We start from the raw sequence: 15,317 nt of genomic DNA on the forward strand, positions 1-15,317 counted from the left end.
AATATGCCGGTTGAAACTCATCTTATCATTAATTCACAACGCACTACTGTTTGAAAAATGATAAAAGTGTGTTGACAATACTTTTATAAACGAATAAACTGAAATTTATACATAAATACAACATAAGTGTAAATACGTGTAGCCTTAGGCATATAGGCTGAAACACCAATAGACACAACAACTACGATGGGGAAATGAGGGAAACAAAATGTTAAATGAACCCGTATTTGCAGCTATGTTGCTGATTGCATTATTGGCAGTAGGAGAATTGTTATCAATTATATCAAGAGCAAGAATTCCAATGCTTCTTGTTGCTTTGTTCGGCTATTTAATTTTGATCTGGACAGGCGTTTTTCCAAAAGATCTTATTGATCAATCCAATCTCGCAGCCTTCGGTAATGTGATGGTGGCACCGCTCGTTGTCCATATGGGAACAATGGTGCCTTTTCGATTGATAAAAAGCCAGGGAAAAGCGATACTCATTGCCCTTTTCGGCATGATTTGTTCGACTATTCTCATCATTCTTGTAGCTACTCCGCTTTTCGGCTATGAAGCGGCTGTTTCTGGTGCGGGGCCGCTATCAGGTGGCCTTGTTGCAACCCTTATTACGTTTGAAAAGCTTGAAGAGGTAGGATTAGCAGCCATGGTGACGGTTCCGGCACTCGTATATGGTTGCCAAAAATTGTTAGGTATGCCGGTTGCCAGTAATTTTTTGCGTCGTTACGCCAATAAGCTTCAGGCTTCGATCGATGCAGGCACATTCACTTTTTCCGATAAAGCGAAGAATGATACAGCAACAGAAAATAAAAAGGGCTGGATTCCAGAAAAATACCAAACAAACATTATCTTATTATTCCAATTATTTATTGGTGGAGCACTTGCCGTTTGGCTTGAAAGTCTAACAACCATTCACTACAGTCTTTGGGCATTGATTCTTGGAGTTGCTGGAACCTATGTTGGTTTTTATCAGACCAAAATGATGCAGCGTGCAAACACATTTGGCATTTCTATGGTTGGGCTCCTTTTTGTCATTATATCAGCAATGAACGATATTACGGTTGATATGTTTGTCGATTATCTTCCGACCGTTCTCGTAATTCTTGCCCTAGGAGCAATCGGTATTTTTGCTGGGGGATTCCTTGCTTCAAAACTATTGAAATGGGACCCGTTTTTAGGGGTTCCGGTAGCACTTACAGCTATGTTTGGATTTCCAGCAGACTACATCCTGGCAGAAGAAGTAAGCCGTAGTGCTGGTAGGAACGAAAAAGAACAACAAGCCATTCTCGATGAGATTTTAACACCAATGCTTGTCGGTGGTTTCACCACAGTAACAACAGCTTCAATTATTATTGCAACAATACTTATGGGAACACTTTAAACCAGCACCATTGATATAGAATCATGCACAAGCTCTATAATAATGAATGGGAAACAATTATTGCTGATACGGAAAGAAGGAAATACAATGTTTTCACCTGAAATATCAAATTTGATTACACAGCGCAAAGACCAATATTTGCAGCAATTATTCACATTGTTGCGACAAAAAAGCATCAGTGCTCAAAACATCGGTGTCAGAGAATGTTCAAGCTTATTAAAAAACATGATGGAAGATATAGGCATTAATACCCGCCTGATTGAAACAGACGGGCACCCGGTGGTCTACGGGGAAGTCATAAAAGATCCTGAAGCTTTTACCTTATTAATTTATGGACATTATGATGTTCAACCGCCGGATCCGCTTGATGAGTGGTTATCTCCACCATTTGAGCCAACCATTCGTGACGGGAAAATTTTTTGTCGCGGTGCCGGTGATAATAAAGGTCAATTGATGGCACAGATTTTAGCAATTAAAACTTATTTAGACACGTACGGCGAATTACCAATTAATGTAAAAATGGTATTTGAAGGTGAAGAAGAAAGTGCCAGCGCCAATCTTTCTTCATTCGTTGAGAAAAACAAAGATCTTTTAAATGCGGATCTTGTATATACCTCGGATGGCCCGATGCATGACAGTGGTGCACCGTTCGTTTTACTCGGCGTAAGAGGAATGTTATATGTGGAATTGACTGCAAAAGGGGCTAAATGGGAAAACCATTCGGGCAATAAAGGAAATATTGTTCCGAATCCCGCATGGAAATTGATTGATTTGCTAAGAACGATGCGCGATGAAAACGGACGAGTATTAATCGAAGGATTTTATGATAATATCCGTGAACCAACGGAGAATGAAAAAGAGATTATAAAAGGGTTACCTTTTGATAGAGAGCAAGTGGCTGAAAAAATCGGCTATGAACAATTAAACATGAATACAGAAGAATATTATCATAATTTAACGATGGAACCGACATTTAATATTGCCGGATTTACAAGCGGATACGGCGGTGAGGGGTCAAAAACGATTATTCCCGCACAGGCTACATTAAAAATGGATATGCGCCTTGTTGTCGATCAAGACCCAGATGATATCTACAAGAAATTTTGTGATCATGTGCAAAAGTATGCACCTGATATTGAAGTGAACCATCTTGGAGATATGCAACCTTCTAGAACGCCAGCTGACCAGGAGATTGTCAATGTCGTTACAAAAGCAGTAGGTGAATCCTTCAATCAAAATCCAGTTCTACAACCAAGTCTTGGCGGAAGTCTTCCAGATTATGTATGGACGAAAATATTAGGTTTGCCATCTGTTATCGTTCCCTACGCAAACTTTGATGAAGGTAATCATTCTCCAAATGAAAATATTGGAGTAGACAACTTTTTCGATGGGATTAGATGCACATGTCAAGTTATTCATAGACTGGGAGAATATTCGAAACAGCGGTAAATGGTAAGCGCATATAAACGGAACGATTGTAATACATCTTTGAATCAATAGCTGCATATTTTTTTCTTATCCAGGGGGAAAGGAACCTGGCCTTTTGAAGCCTCGGCGGCGGACTTTGTTAGTGCCAATTCCAGAAGCGTATGCATGAAAATCAGTAATGTAAAGAAGCTGGGACAAAACAAACGTGTTTAACTAAAAAACGACCATTTCCGAAGCAATGTATATTTGGAAGTTATTTGTTAAAAACACGTTTAGCCCAGCTTCTTTTTAACAATTATTCGATGGACATTTCCAGCTTAACGTTGATTAAACAATGTATAAAGAAAATCAAATCGTGTTCAAAAGTCTCTAATCCTTAACAAGAAGTGTAAAGCATGTATTCTCTATAAGTATCCCTTTCAAAAAGACCAGGCAATTATTTTGCTCTTATGCTCCGTTCGCAACATTTAAATCACTGAATTTTCACACATAACAGTAGTATGCATTCACCTCAGCGCTTCTCTCGCCATCTGTTCATACGCTTCCAACCCTGAGGCTATCGCAAACTCAGCAACAGCAACCGGGTATGCCGCACTAAGCTCAATGATATGTTCTTTCATGGCAGGCCAGTAGATCCCCCCTGCTTGCCGATAATAGCTAATCAGTTTCTCTAAAGCTGTTTCGCCGAATGCTTGGTATTGGAAAACGAAATCATTTGATACATCTGTTACTTTTGCTTCAGTCCAGTCGATTAGACCAGTTACGTTCGTATCTTTATCAATCAACGTATGGCCTGCATGAATATCCCCATGAGTCAGACCTGTTCTCAGAGGCCACAATTCCTTATTATTCACCCATAACATCCAACGGTTCCACAGAGATTCGCCTACACCAAACTTCGCTTTAACCTTTTCCATACGCTCAATCATTAATAATCTTGCTCCCTCTGCTGTCTGAACAGAAAGACCAGCTTTATGAGCCTCTGCTCTCGGAAGGGTGTGCAGCGAGGCCAAAGCTTTGGCTAGTGTCTGATGAAATGATTCAGGCACATTTTCATGATTCATCTTCCACACATAGTTATGCATCTCTGGATCGATCGTGCCGGCTGGTATGCCTGTTAATTTTTTATAAGCAATAAGATGATCCTCATAAATAGACCAAACCGGGACTTGAAAAGGGACATATTTATGGATGAAATCCAATGCTTTCTTCTCAACAACTGCCCTGGGCATTACATCGTCCCGTCTAGGAAGTCTCAGCACCCATTCTGTTCCCTTATCGTCTTTTGCATAAGCGACTAGAAAATCTAAACCAGACTCGTTAAATGAGATCGAATCCTCTTTTACTTTTAAGCCATATTTCCGTGCTGTTTCCACCACTTGCTGTTTGTTCAAAATGATCACTTCCCTTTCCTCATTTACTGATTAATGGAGCAATGCTACACAGGCTAACATCTATTTCAAAATAACAAAAGCGAGTCATTTTAAAAATTTTCGATTTTTTATCTTTAAAATCATACAGAGATATTTCGTAATATAGAACAAACAACAGGAGTAATCGAACCGTTAAACTTTATTTTAACACAAAAAAGCAAACCGCACCCTGAAAATAATGCGGCTAATCAGAAAACTAATATCCAGTAACAGCACCAACCTTCCAGCATTATCACCACCATGCGTTACGCCATACGACGGTGCATCTCCTGGAAAGCTGGTGCAAATTTATAAATAGAGGTCTCCGAAAAACCCAGCCACGCTATTATAAAGATAACAGGGGGTACCTTTATTACACATTATGAAAAAATCGAAGATGACACTTTATCCCTTCCTATGAAATATGTCCCATTTTCGTAACCGGGCATAAATCGGGCAAGTGTCACCTTCGATTATTCAATCTCTATAAAACAAGGGTTAACCTATACTACCTTCCATTTCATGTTTGATCAGACGATTCATTTCTACTGCATATTCCATTGGAAGCTCTTTTGTAAATGGCTCAATAAAGCCCATTACAATCATGTCCGTTGCCTCTTGTTCACTAAGACCTCTACTCATTAGGTAGAAGAGCTGTTCTTCAGAGACTTTAGATACTTTTGCTTCGTGTTCCAATGAAATATTGTCATTGTATATTTCATTGTATGGAATCGTATCCGATGTTGATGAATTATCCATAATTAACGTGTCACACTCAATATTTGAGCGGGCACCTTCAGCTTTACGTCCGAATTGAACCATTCCACGGTAGGATACTTTACCACCTTTTTTGGAAATGGACTTCGAAACTATGGAAGATGACGTGTTTGGCGCCAAGTGATACATTTTTGCTCCAGCATCTTGGTGCTGACCTTTACCAGCAAGTGCAATAGAAAGTGTCATCCCACGTGCACCTTCTCCTCTTAAAAGCACAGATGGATATTTCATGGTAAGTTTGGATCCCATATTTCCATCGACCCACTCCATTGTGGCATTCGCACCGCAAGTTGCTCGTTTGGTAACCAAGTTATACACGTTGTTTGCCCAGTTCTGGATCGTTGTATAACGACAATAGGCATCTTTTTTAATGAAAATTTCTACAACTGCACTATGCAGAGAATTTGTTGTAAATACCGGTGCCGTACAACCTTCTACATAATGAACAGAGGCACCTTCATCGACAATGATCAATGTTCTTTCAAATTGTCCCATATTTTCCGAGTTTATCCGGAAATAAGCCTGTAATGGGGAAGATGTATGAACCCCTTTTGGTACATAAATGAAAGATCCACCAGACCATACTGCCGTGTTTAATGCCGCAAACTTATTATCAGCAGCTGGAATTACTTTACCGAAATATTCTTTGAATAACGCTTCATTTTCTTTCAGTGCTGTATCTGTATCTTTAAAGATAATCCCTTGTTCTTCTAATTCTTTTTCCAAGCTGTGATACACAACTTCTGATTCATATTGAGCTGATACACCAGCTAAATATTTCTGTTCGGCTTCTGGAATTCCCAGCTTATCAAATGTTTCTTTGATTTCTGCTGGAACTTCATCCCACGTTCTTCCTTGTGATTCGGAAGGTTTCACATAATAAACAATCTCATCGAAATCAAGTTCTGATAAGTCGCCTCCCCATTGAGGCATTGGTTTACTATAGAAAACATCCAGCGCTTTTAGCCGTTTATCCAGCATCCACTCCGGTTCTTCTTTTCTTTTTGAGATTTCCTCAACGACTGACTTCGTTAAGCCTCTCTCTGTGCGGAAAACCGAAACATCCTTGTCATGGAACCCATATTCATATCCTTCCATTTCAGGTATTTCTTTAGCCATAATTAAAAACCTCCTATTAGATATTCGTACTCTTTATGCTTACGTACGCTAATCCTTTGGCTTCCTACTCTCCATGAACACCTTTCTCCATTGCCTTCCATGGAAGTGTAGCACATTTAATACGCGCCGGGAATTTAGACACTCCCTGCAAGGCAGCAATATCTTCCAAGCTTTCCGTATCAACATCTTTCCCAATCATCATTTCTGAAAATACATGTGACATATCCAAGGCATCATCAAGTTTCATACCCTTTATTGCAGAAGTCATCATAGAGGCGGAAGACATACTGATGGAGCAGCCTTCCCCTTCAAATTTCACATCTTTGACACGATTATCTTCAATTTGCAATTGTAACTGTATTCGATCCCCGCATGTCGGATTATTCATGTCAACAGTTAATGTATCACCATCGATAGCTCCCTTATTGCGGGGATTCTTATAATGGTCCATAATTACCTGCCGATAAAGTGTATCTAAGTTATTCATAGGACATCACCGAAATACTCCTTCGTCTTTAAAAGTCCTTCTACCAAACGATCAACATCTTCCTTCGTATTATACAGATAAAAACTGGCTCGTGCTGTTGCTGTTACATCCAACCAGTGCATCAGTGGTTGTGCACAATGATGACCAGCACGAACAGCTATCCCTTCTGCATCGAGTACCGTCGCGGTATCATGGGGGTGAACGTCACCTAAATTAAACGTAACCAAGGCCGCTCGGTTCTCCGGGCCATATATGGTTAAACCATCAATGGTTTTCATTTGTTCCATGGCATATGAAGCTAATACTTTCTCATGATTGGTAATAGCATCCATTCCAACATCATTTAAAAAGTCTATCGCCACGCCAAGACCAATAGCCCCAGCGATAACCGGTGTTCCACCTTCAAACTTCCAAGGGAGCTCTTTCCATGTTGAATCATATAAGTTAACGAAATCAATCATTTCGCCTCCGAATTCAACTGGCTCCATTGCATCCAAATACTGTTTCTTTCCATATAGTACGCCAATCCCTGTTGGTCCACACATTTTATGACCGGAGAACGTATAGAAATCACAATCCAAGTCCTCGACATCCACCTTCATATGTGGAGCCCCCTGTGCTCCATCAACAAGAATAACGGCACCATTTTCATGTGCAATTTTTGCAACGTCCTTTATAGGGTTAACAGTACCAAGCACATTAGAAACATGGCTAATGGCCACAATTTTAGTATTGGAAGTAACCGTTTCGCGTACATCTTCAAGTGAAACGGTACCATCCCTTTGTAGGGGTATATATTTCAATGTTGCCCCAGTGGCTTTTGCTGTCTGTTGCCATGGAATAATGTTACTGTGATGTTCCATTGGCGTGATCACAATTTCATCCCCGGGGCCTGTATTTTCACGTCCATAGCTGTAAGCAACGGTATTAATTCCTGTTGTTGTTCCACGGTTGAAAATAACTTCAGCAGTACTCCCCGCGTTAATAAAGCGGCGTACTTTATCGCGGGCGCCTTCATACTTATCTGTTGCCCTTGAGCCCAGTGTGTGAACCCCCCGGTGCACATTCGAATTGTCCTCACGATAATATGCATCAACCGCACGAATGACAGATTCAGGCTTCTGGGAAGTCGCGGATGAATCTAAATATACTAAAGGATGTCCATTAACTTCCTGATCTAATATCGGAAATTGCTGCCTGATGGCTCCTACATCCATTAGTATACCTTCCTTTCAATGAGTTGAGTTAATTGCTCTCGAACAGATTCAATCGGCAATTGATTAACAACTGGTGCAAGGAATCCAAAAATAACCAAACGCTCTGCTTCCGCTCTCGAAATCCCACGGCTCATTAAATAATACAATTGTACCGGATCAACGCGACCAACAGATGCTGCGTGACCAGCTTCAACATCATCTTCATCAATTAAAAGAATGGGGTTTGCGTCACCACGTGCTTTTTCACTCAGCATTAACACTCGTGATTCCTGTTCCGCGTTAGACCTTGATGCTCCATGCTCAATTTTCCCGATTCCATTAAAAATGGATGAGGCTTTATCTTTCATTACACCGTGCTGTAATATATGAGCTTCTGTATCTTTTCCAAAATGAACACTTTTCGTTGTAATATTCTGGATTAGACTTCCGCGACCTACGGTAACGGTTTTCGTATGACCTGTTGAATTGTCACCAATTAAGTGTGTAATATTTTCAAAAACCGTATTTCCATCGTTCATTTCACCTATTGCCCAATCGATAGATGCATCCCGGTATGCTGCCCCGCGACGGTTCGTGTAGGTTGTTGTTCCAGCTGCAAAATTATCGACACCACCAAATGAAACCTTAGCATTGTCTAGGGCGATAACTTCTGTAACTACATTAGCGATTGTTTCCTGTTCATGATTATGGGAGATATAATTCTCTACATAAGTTAACGAACTACTCTGTTCCGCTACAATCAGTACATGGTTAAACAAGGCCACCTCTGGATCTTCCTGCCAAAAGATTGTCTGTATAGGGGCTTCTATTTCAACGTTTTTTGGAACATAAACAAAGATTCCACCATTCATCAATGCAGCATGCAATGCAGTCAAACGATGCTCATCAACGGAAACAGCATCTTTCATATAATATTTTTTCACTAAGTCTCCATGTTGTTGGAGTGCTGTGAAAATATCGGTAAAAATTACCCCTTTATCTTTTAATTCCTGGTTGAGAGACGCATATGCAACCGAGTTATTACGCTGAATGAATAAGTTTTCCGGTGCATTATCCTGATCAAGAAAATCCTGTATTTCGGATGGCAAATCATTAATGGATGAAATGGATTCACCTTCTGCCGTATGTTTAAAGCGACTGAAATTCCATTTGCCTATCTTTGTTTTTTCAGGTTTAGGCATTTCAAGCGTATCTGTCAGTTCTAGAGCTTGAAGGCGTAAGGAACGCATCCATTCCGGTTCATTTCTAGCTTGAGAAAACTGTTCAATATAGTCTTTGTCATATGGTCGTTTTGTTTCTACAGTCATCTTACCCCTCCTAACGTTTAAGCTTCTTGGCCTTCGCCTACGGTTTCGTCTTCAATGCCTAGTTCTTCTTTAATCCACTCATAACCTTCAGATTCCAATCGCTGCGCAAGTTCTGGTCCACCTGATTTAACAACGCGACCTTGCATCATAACGTGTACCTGATCCGGTGTGATATAATTTAACAAACGTTGATAGTGTGTAATGATTAAGCAACCGAAATTATCATCACGTAGTTTATTAATCCCTTTGGAAACGACTTTTAATGCGTCAATATCCAGTCCTGAGTCAATTTCATCCAAAATGGCAATTTCCGGTTTCAATAACATTAATTGAAGAATTTCATTACGTTTCTTTTCTCCGCCTGAGAATCCCTCGTTTAAATAACGTTGTGCCATGTTTCTGTCGATTTCAAGGAAATCCAACGCATTGTCCATTTCTTTAATAAATTTCATTAAAGGAATTTCGTCACCTTCCGCGCGACGTGAATTAATCGAAGAGCGTAAGAAATCAGATGTTGTTACACCACTGATCTCACTTGGATACTGCATACCTAGAAATAAACCTGCACGAGCACGCTCATCTACCTCCATAGCCAGTACGTCTTCCCCATCAAGGTGTACACTTCCTTCTGTGATTTCAAATTTCGGGTGTCCCATAATTGCAGACGCGAGTGTCGATTTCCCGGTACCATTCGGTCCCATTACTGCGTGAAATTCGCCACCATTTATCGTAAGGTTTACACCTTTTAATATCTCGTTACCTTCAATGGTTACATGAAGATTCTTGATTTCCAGTGTTGATCCTGCCATTGTGATACCTCCAACTACTATTATTTTTATTTCGAATGGGTATGTATTCCATTCTCAATCTATTCTCATTACAATCTTATATCATTTTGAATTTAATATCAACTCTTTTAGGCTATCAAGTTAATGAGCGTAAGCAACTTTAAAAGGTCCATATCTTCTACAATTGTATCGCTTTTCATTTAGAAGTACAAAAAATACAAATACTGATGCTCGAATGATAAGAGCATCAGTATCCAATGGTACCATTATAAGTTACTATTTTTAAAGTTGGCTTTCGAATTCAGCGGACAAATGTTTACATTGAACATATTCTTGTTCTCTACGTTTCTCAACTGCAATGCGTTTATCTAACCTTCTCTCGTATTCGGCATAACCAATTTTATTCGACTGCTGCATTGCTTTCTCCATTTCTGGAGTATAATTCATCCTTATTCCACTATTAATAGTGAACCATCCTTTCGCTTGATTACAAAAACTAGTTTAACACAAGGACAGTTTCAAAAACAAAGGGTGAATAGACGCGTCAGTAATAATTATTTTGTATATAAAAGGCTGAAAATATGTTAGTCACCTTTCTCCATTAACATGTTTCTAATTGCTGGCTTATTCTATAAAATGCTCCAGATTTGCTACAAGATGTTTTAAGATCACCGAAAGATCAACGAAACGAAGTCCAAAGGTGTGACGAACTCAACCAACATGGTCCTTTTTATTCTTCTTTTGAATACATACTTATAATGCACCTAAAATTAATTATCTCCGCCAACCGGAACCACGGCTCCATCGTATGTTTCTAAGATATAGTCTTGTATCTCATCTGATTGCAATACGTCAACCAGTGTGTTCAATGTTTCATCTTCTACATCTTCCGAACGGACTGCAATCACATTCACATATGGAGATTCATCACCTTCAATAAAAAGCGCATCCTCTAATGGATTTAAATCCGCATCAATGGCATAGTTTGTATTGATCGCAATCAGTGCATCTTCTTCAGCAAAATATTGTTCTGGTAAAAGTGCCGCATCAACATCTGCTGAAAACGTCAGGTCATGCGGGTTTTCCTCAATATCGCTTACTTCTGCTTCCACTTTATCTACATCTTCATCCAGTGTAATCAATCCTTGTTCTTCAAATAATGCCAGAACGCGACCATGGTCAGCGACAGAACGACTTAAAATTACCTCTGTTCCATCTTCAATGTCATCAATACTGGAAATGTTTTGCGAGTAAAGACCCATCGGTTCAATATGAATGCCGTCAATGTAGTCAAAGTCATACCCGATTTCTTCTATTTGATTCTCTAAATAAGGAATATGCTGGAAGTAATTTGCGTCCAGATCCCCGCTTTCCAAATCATCATTAGGCAGTACATAATCTTGATACTCTTCAATAGTAAGGTTTATTCCTTCTTCTTCAAGAAGTGGCTTTGCTTCTTCTAAAATTTCTGCATGTGGTGTACTATTTGCTCCAATAGTAATTTCTGTCGTTTCAGAATCACCCGATGAATCTCCACCACCACAAGCTGCCAATACAAGCACTACTAATACAGATAGAAACAGTAAAGTCTTTTTCATAATAAAAATCTCTCCTTTTTTCTTAACCCTTTTCGTACGTTTTATTGCTTTTAAATCTTCACAATTGATATAAACTGCGACGTAGTGTGCAATATTTGCCACCGTCCGGGATCGTTACGGGCAATCGCGGACCTTAGGGCACGGCCTCAGCCTCCTCGGAAGAAAACTGCTTCCTGCGGGGTCTTCGGACACGTGCTATTCCCGCAGGAGTCGATTGCCCTCCACTCACCCGGACTACTGACAGCATGAAACTGCTTCGTTAATAATACAGTAAACTCACTGCCAGCGGAGGAAATACATGTAGACTCCTGCGGGAGGCAAGGCCTAGGTGAGACCTCGAAGTGCGTTAGCATGAGAGGGCTCACCAGCCGCCCGCGGAAAGCGAAATGTATTACCGGAGCGGGGGCATCATACTTCAAGTTACGTCGCAGTTTATATATTTTGTAGTATAAAGAAACAATTTTTTAGAAAAACAGCCTTTATCTTTTATCTAATTTATTGGAAATAAAGTCTCCAATGAATTGGAAAATGAATACAATGATTACAATTAAAATGGTACAAACTAACACTACATCAAAATCACGTCGCTGAAACCCAAAAAAGTATGCATAATCGCCTAAACCTCCAGCACCGATTACGCCGGCCATAGCCGTATAACCAATTAAGGCTATTCCAGTAACCGTAATTCCTGACACCAATGCTGGCATCGATTCCGGCAAGAGAACACGAAAAATAATAGTCCGTGTTTTCGCTCCCATGGATTTCGCTGCTTCAATCACTCCTTTATCCACTTCTTTGAGTGCGATTTCCACGAGCCTACCATAAAATGGTGCGGAACCAATAATCAATGCAGGCAACGCAGCAGAAGGGCCACGAATGGTTCCAATGAGGAAGTCAGTGAATGGGAATAACAATAAAATTAAGATAATAAATGGAATGGCTCGAAACACATTCACAATCGTAGAAACGATAAAATGAAAAACCGTATTTTGCCACATTCCATCTTGTGCTGTCAGATATAAGAGTAATCCTAAGATGATTCCTAAAATGACCGTTCCTGCCAGCGCAATCAATGTCATATAAAACGTTTCATAAGTTGCAACCACCAAATCCTGAATATCCAGATTCGAAAAGAAATCAGTTAGCATCACGTACAACCTCCACTTCTACCGAGGTTTCATCACGAATATAAGTTGTAGCCTTATCCGTTTCGACTGTATCTCCCACAACCTGTACGAATAACGTCCCGTATGCACCAGCTTGCGTCTGTGTTATTTTACCTTGGAGTATATTTATGTCGAGATCGAATTTCCTAGCAAGTTGACTTATCAAAGCCTGATTTGTCGTCTCACCAATAAAATGAAGCCGTATTATCCTTCCTTGCTCATACGTATGGATTAAATGAGAGATGCTATCATCCTCATTCGCACCCATAACCTGTTCTACGAATTTCTTTGTCACAGGTTGTTTTGGATGCAGGAACACGTTTAATACATCTCCTTGTTCCACAATTTTCCCTTCGTCCATCACCGCAACTTGTTTGCAGATTTTGCGTATAACATGCATTTCATGAGTGATCAGGATAATGGTCAGGCCCAGTCGCTGATTAATATCAACCAGTAAGTCGAGGATGGAATTGGTCGTTTCCGGATCCAGTGCGGAAGTTGCTTCATCGCAAAGTAACACTTTCGGATTGTTTGCTAAAGCACGAGCAATGCCTACACGCTGTTTCTGCCCCCCGCTTAGCTGAGATGGATATGCATTTTCTCTTCCAGAGAGTCCTACCAAATCAATGAGTTCCCGTACACGTTCCTCGCGTTCCCCCTTTGCAACACCAGCTATTTCTAGTGGAAATACAATATTATCCGTCACCGTACATGACCAAAGCAAATTGAAATGCTGAAAAATCATTCCAATCTCCTGCCGAGCCAAGCGAAGCTCTTTGGCATTTAATTCCGTTATTTCCCTATTTTCAATTTCTACGCTACCACGGGAAGGATCTTCCAAACGATTAAGCAAACGAACGAATGTACTTTTTCCGGCCCCACTATAGCCGATTACGCCGAATATTTCGCCTTCTTTTATGGTAAGGGTCAGATCATCCACAGCTGTTATTTTCTTATTGTTTGTTGTAAAGTATTTACTCAAACCCTTAATTGAAATCACGTCTCATCCTCCTTTTGATACAAGTTTCGAATGCCTTGCTAAACATAAATAACGTCCTTCTGTAAGAGAACAGAAGGACGTTATAATTTTACCTTCGTTCCCTCATCTATCAAAGAATTACACTTTGCAGGAATTGGCACCTTTCAGACATAAAAATGTCGAGGTTGCCGCGGGTTCGTAGGGCCAGTCCCTCCACCGCTCAAGATAAGAGATACATTTTCATTTTATTCATCAATGATATAGATCGTAGCATGCTATGCTTTTTATGTCAATTCTATTTTCTCTCTCAGTCAACTCTTCACAAATAACTCAGGCTTATAATCCGTTAGATACGTATAGATATTTGCAATAGAGTGAAAAGCATAGATTTTTTCTTTTATCTCATTGCCTTCCTTAATTAAGAGACATGGAACACTCTCAATTTGCTGTTCTTGCATAAAAGTAGCATGTAGGGATGCATTCATCTTATAAAAAATGTCTTCTTTATGCACGGATTCTATTTTCGTTAACATTGTTTGTGCCAGATGACATGTGCCACAAAAAGGGGTGTAAACAAATAATAGATAACGTTCTTGCTTTAACAGCTCATTTGTTATTTCTTGCAAAACTACCACCCTAAACTAAAAAAATTGGATTCACCGCAAATCCCGTACGCACCAGAGCAGCAGCAAGCATGTGTCCAGGAGTTGTTGCTACTTCGCGGTATTCACTACTGACATATAAATGTTTGGCAAGTGGAAGCTCCCGCCTCAATTGTTTCCGTAATTTTATGCCTGCAGGGTCTTCATCAACCATGATAAAGACATCTTTATTATCCAAATCATAGGTTTCCAGAAGATCATCAAAACGCTCAACACCAAGTGTACCATTTGTGCATAGAATCGTGACATCTTCTGTAAGAACCTTCTTGATTTCTCTTTTATCGGTCAATCCTTCAACAATAATAACTTTATTTGTTTCATGATCCATGATCCCACAACACCCCTGATAAAATCAACCAAAAAAGCTTCTATACATGTGTTTATGATCAAGCTATTTCTAAACGATCCTTGCTTTTACACCGTCGCAGTTTCGATCATTTGTGTAAAAGCTACAATACGTGAAAAAAGCTGTGATACAAATAAGGCTGACTATACAACTATTTTCATTGTTGTAAATCAGCCTGTCTTTCGTAACTATAAGCACGAATTAGCTTTCATCTTCGTCCGTAATCGCATTATATTGTTCAGACGTTAATAGGCGATCAAGCTCCGATTCATCAGATGGTTCAACAACAACCATCCATGCTTTATCATACGGAGAATCATTTACGAATTCTGGACTATCCTCCAAATCTTCGTTTACTTCCACAACTTTCCCGCTTAACGGCGCGTATAGTTCAGAAACCGTTTTAACAGACTCAACGCTTCCGAAAGGCTCATCTAATTCAATTTCGTCCCCTACCTCCGGAAGTTCCACAAATACAATATCTCCCAGTTCATCCTGTGCAAAATCTGTAATCCCAATACGCACTTTATCGTCTTCTTGTTTTACCCATTCATGTTCTTCTGAATACAATAAATCCGTTGGTACACCCACATAAATCCCTCCATGATATATTATAATTGCACCATAACTATACAAGACTATACAAGTTATGT

The 15,317-nt window shown here is 39.8% G+C and carries 15 protein-coding genes and 1 riboswitch; of the genes, 2 read left to right on the forward strand and 13 right to left on the reverse strand.

Annotated features, from left to right (window positions below):
- Positions 1 to 208: 208 nt before the first annotated feature.
- Positions 209 to 1,378 (forward strand): hypothetical protein, encoded by a 1,170-nt coding sequence (locus KFZ56_RS13275; protein ID WP_222642391.1) that lies wholly within the window; start codon positions 209 to 211, stop codon positions 1,376 to 1,378.
- 87 nt (positions 1,379 to 1,465) lie between these two features.
- Entirely contained in the window at positions 1,466 to 2,827 is a 1,362-nt protein-coding gene (locus tag KFZ56_RS13280) for a M20/M25/M40 family metallo-hydrolase (RefSeq protein WP_222642392.1), read from the forward strand.
- 485 nt (positions 2,828 to 3,312) lie between these two features.
- Here KFZ56_RS13280 and KFZ56_RS13285 read toward each other — a convergent pair whose 3' ends face one another.
- The 13 genes from KFZ56_RS13285 to gcvH form a co-directional block, all read right to left on the reverse strand.
- Positions 3,313 to 4,206: a macrolide 2'-phosphotransferase gene (locus tag KFZ56_RS13285; protein WP_375540700.1), complete on the reverse strand. Its 894-nt coding sequence runs from the start codon at positions 4,204 to 4,206 to the stop codon at positions 3,313 to 3,315.
- Positions 4,207 to 4,716: 510 nt separating this feature from the next.
- The gene (sufB, locus tag KFZ56_RS13290; protein ID WP_222642394.1) at positions 4,717 to 6,114 is read right to left on the reverse strand and encodes a Fe-S cluster assembly protein SufB; all 1,398 of its coding nucleotides are present in this window, start codon (positions 6,112 to 6,114) and stop codon (positions 4,717 to 4,719) included.
- 64 nt (positions 6,115 to 6,178) lie between these two features.
- Positions 6,179 to 6,601 carry a Fe-S cluster assembly sulfur transfer protein SufU gene (sufU, locus tag KFZ56_RS13295; RefSeq protein ID WP_222642395.1) on the reverse strand — a complete coding sequence of 141 codons (423 nt, stop codon included), beginning with the start codon at positions 6,599 to 6,601 and terminating at the stop codon, positions 6,179 to 6,181.
- Positions 6,598 to 7,818: a cysteine desulfurase gene (locus tag KFZ56_RS13300; RefSeq protein WP_222642396.1), complete on the reverse strand. Its 1,221-nt coding sequence runs from the start codon at positions 7,816 to 7,818 to the stop codon at positions 6,598 to 6,600. Before KFZ56_RS13300 ends, sufU begins: the two co-directional genes overlap by 4 nt.
- Positions 7,818 to 9,125, reverse strand: coding sequence for a Fe-S cluster assembly protein SufD (sufD, locus tag KFZ56_RS13305; protein WP_222642397.1), 1,308 nt, complete (start codon positions 9,123 to 9,125; stop codon positions 7,818 to 7,820). Before sufD ends, KFZ56_RS13300 begins: the two co-directional genes overlap by 1 nt.
- 17 nt (positions 9,126 to 9,142) lie before the next feature.
- Positions 9,143 to 9,934 carry a Fe-S cluster assembly ATPase SufC gene (gene sufC / locus KFZ56_RS13310; RefSeq protein WP_222642398.1) on the reverse strand — a complete coding sequence of 264 codons (792 nt, stop codon included), beginning with the start codon at positions 9,932 to 9,934 and terminating at the stop codon, positions 9,143 to 9,145.
- A 261-nt stretch (positions 9,935 to 10,195) separates the two neighbouring features.
- Positions 10,196 to 10,360, reverse strand: coding sequence for a YuzK family famiily protein (locus KFZ56_RS13315; RefSeq protein ID WP_222642399.1), 165 nt, complete (start codon positions 10,358 to 10,360; stop codon positions 10,196 to 10,198).
- Between the two features lie 323 nt (positions 10,361 to 10,683).
- Positions 10,684 to 11,511 carry a MetQ/NlpA family ABC transporter substrate-binding protein gene (locus KFZ56_RS13320; RefSeq protein ID WP_222642400.1) on the reverse strand — a complete coding sequence of 276 codons (828 nt, stop codon included), beginning with the start codon at positions 11,509 to 11,511 and terminating at the stop codon, positions 10,684 to 10,686.
- 479 nt (positions 11,512 to 11,990) lie between these two features.
- Positions 11,991 to 12,659, reverse strand: coding sequence for a methionine ABC transporter permease (locus KFZ56_RS13325; RefSeq protein ID WP_222643990.1), 669 nt, complete (start codon positions 12,657 to 12,659; stop codon positions 11,991 to 11,993).
- Positions 12,649 to 13,677: a methionine ABC transporter ATP-binding protein gene (locus KFZ56_RS13330; protein WP_222642401.1), complete on the reverse strand. Its 1,029-nt coding sequence runs from the start codon at positions 13,675 to 13,677 to the stop codon at positions 12,649 to 12,651. The genes KFZ56_RS13325 and KFZ56_RS13330 overlap by 11 nt, the downstream gene beginning before the upstream one ends.
- Before the next feature lie 99 nt (positions 13,678 to 13,776).
- A riboswitch (SAM riboswitch) is annotated at positions 13,777 to 13,888 on the reverse strand.
- 79 nt (positions 13,889 to 13,967) lie between these two features.
- Entirely contained in the window at positions 13,968 to 14,282 is a 315-nt protein-coding gene (locus tag KFZ56_RS13335) for a thioredoxin family protein (RefSeq protein WP_222642402.1), read from the reverse strand.
- A gap of 10 nt (positions 14,283 to 14,292) precedes the next feature.
- Complete coding sequence (locus KFZ56_RS13340) at positions 14,293 to 14,646, reverse strand: toprim domain-containing protein (RefSeq protein ID WP_222642403.1); 354 nt, start codon at positions 14,644 to 14,646, stop codon at positions 14,293 to 14,295.
- Positions 14,647 to 14,865: 219 nt separating this feature from the next.
- Positions 14,866 to 15,255: a glycine cleavage system protein GcvH gene (gene gcvH, locus KFZ56_RS13345; RefSeq protein ID WP_222642404.1), complete on the reverse strand. Its 390-nt coding sequence runs from the start codon at positions 15,253 to 15,255 to the stop codon at positions 14,866 to 14,868.
- Between the last annotated feature and the right edge of the window lie 62 nt (positions 15,256 to 15,317).

It is taken from the genome of Virgibacillus sp. NKC19-3 (assembly GCF_019837165.1).
GTDB classification, from domain to species: domain Bacteria; phylum Bacillota; class Bacilli; order Bacillales; family Amphibacillaceae; genus Virgibacillus_L; species Virgibacillus_L saliphilus.

Coding starts and splice junctions, on each gene's coding strand:
- KFZ56_RS13275 (WP_222642391.1), top strand. CDS start 209: ATGTTAAATGAACCCGTATTTGCAGCTATGTTGCTGATTGCATTATTG.
- KFZ56_RS13280 (WP_222642392.1), top strand. CDS start 1,466: ATGTTTTCACCTGAAATATCAAATTTGATTACACAGCGCAAAGACCAA.
- sufB (WP_222642394.1), bottom strand. CDS start 6,114: ATGGCTAAAGAAATACCTGAAATGGAAGGATATGAATATGGGTTCCAT.
- sufU (WP_222642395.1), bottom strand. CDS start 6,601: ATGAATAACTTAGATACACTTTATCGGCAGGTAATTATGGACCATTAT.
- KFZ56_RS13300 (WP_222642396.1), bottom strand. CDS start 7,818: ATGGATGTAGGAGCCATCAGGCAGCAATTTCCGATATTAGATCAGGAA.
- sufD (WP_222642397.1), bottom strand. CDS start 9,125: ATGACTGTAGAAACAAAACGACCATATGACAAAGACTATATTGAACAG.
- sufC (WP_222642398.1), bottom strand. CDS start 9,934: ATGGCAGGATCAACACTGGAAATCAAGAATCTTCATGTAACCATTGAA.
- KFZ56_RS13315 (WP_222642399.1), bottom strand. CDS start 10,360: ATGAATTATACTCCAGAAATGGAGAAAGCAATGCAGCAGTCGAATAAA.
- KFZ56_RS13320 (WP_222642400.1), bottom strand. CDS start 11,511: ATGAAAAAGACTTTACTGTTTCTATCTGTATTAGTAGTGCTTGTATTG.
- KFZ56_RS13325 (WP_222643990.1), bottom strand. CDS start 12,659: ATGCTAACTGATTTCTTTTCGAATCTGGATATTCAGGATTTGGTGGTT.
- KFZ56_RS13340 (WP_222642403.1), bottom strand. CDS start 14,646: ATGGATCATGAAACAAATAAAGTTATTATTGTTGAAGGATTGACCGAT.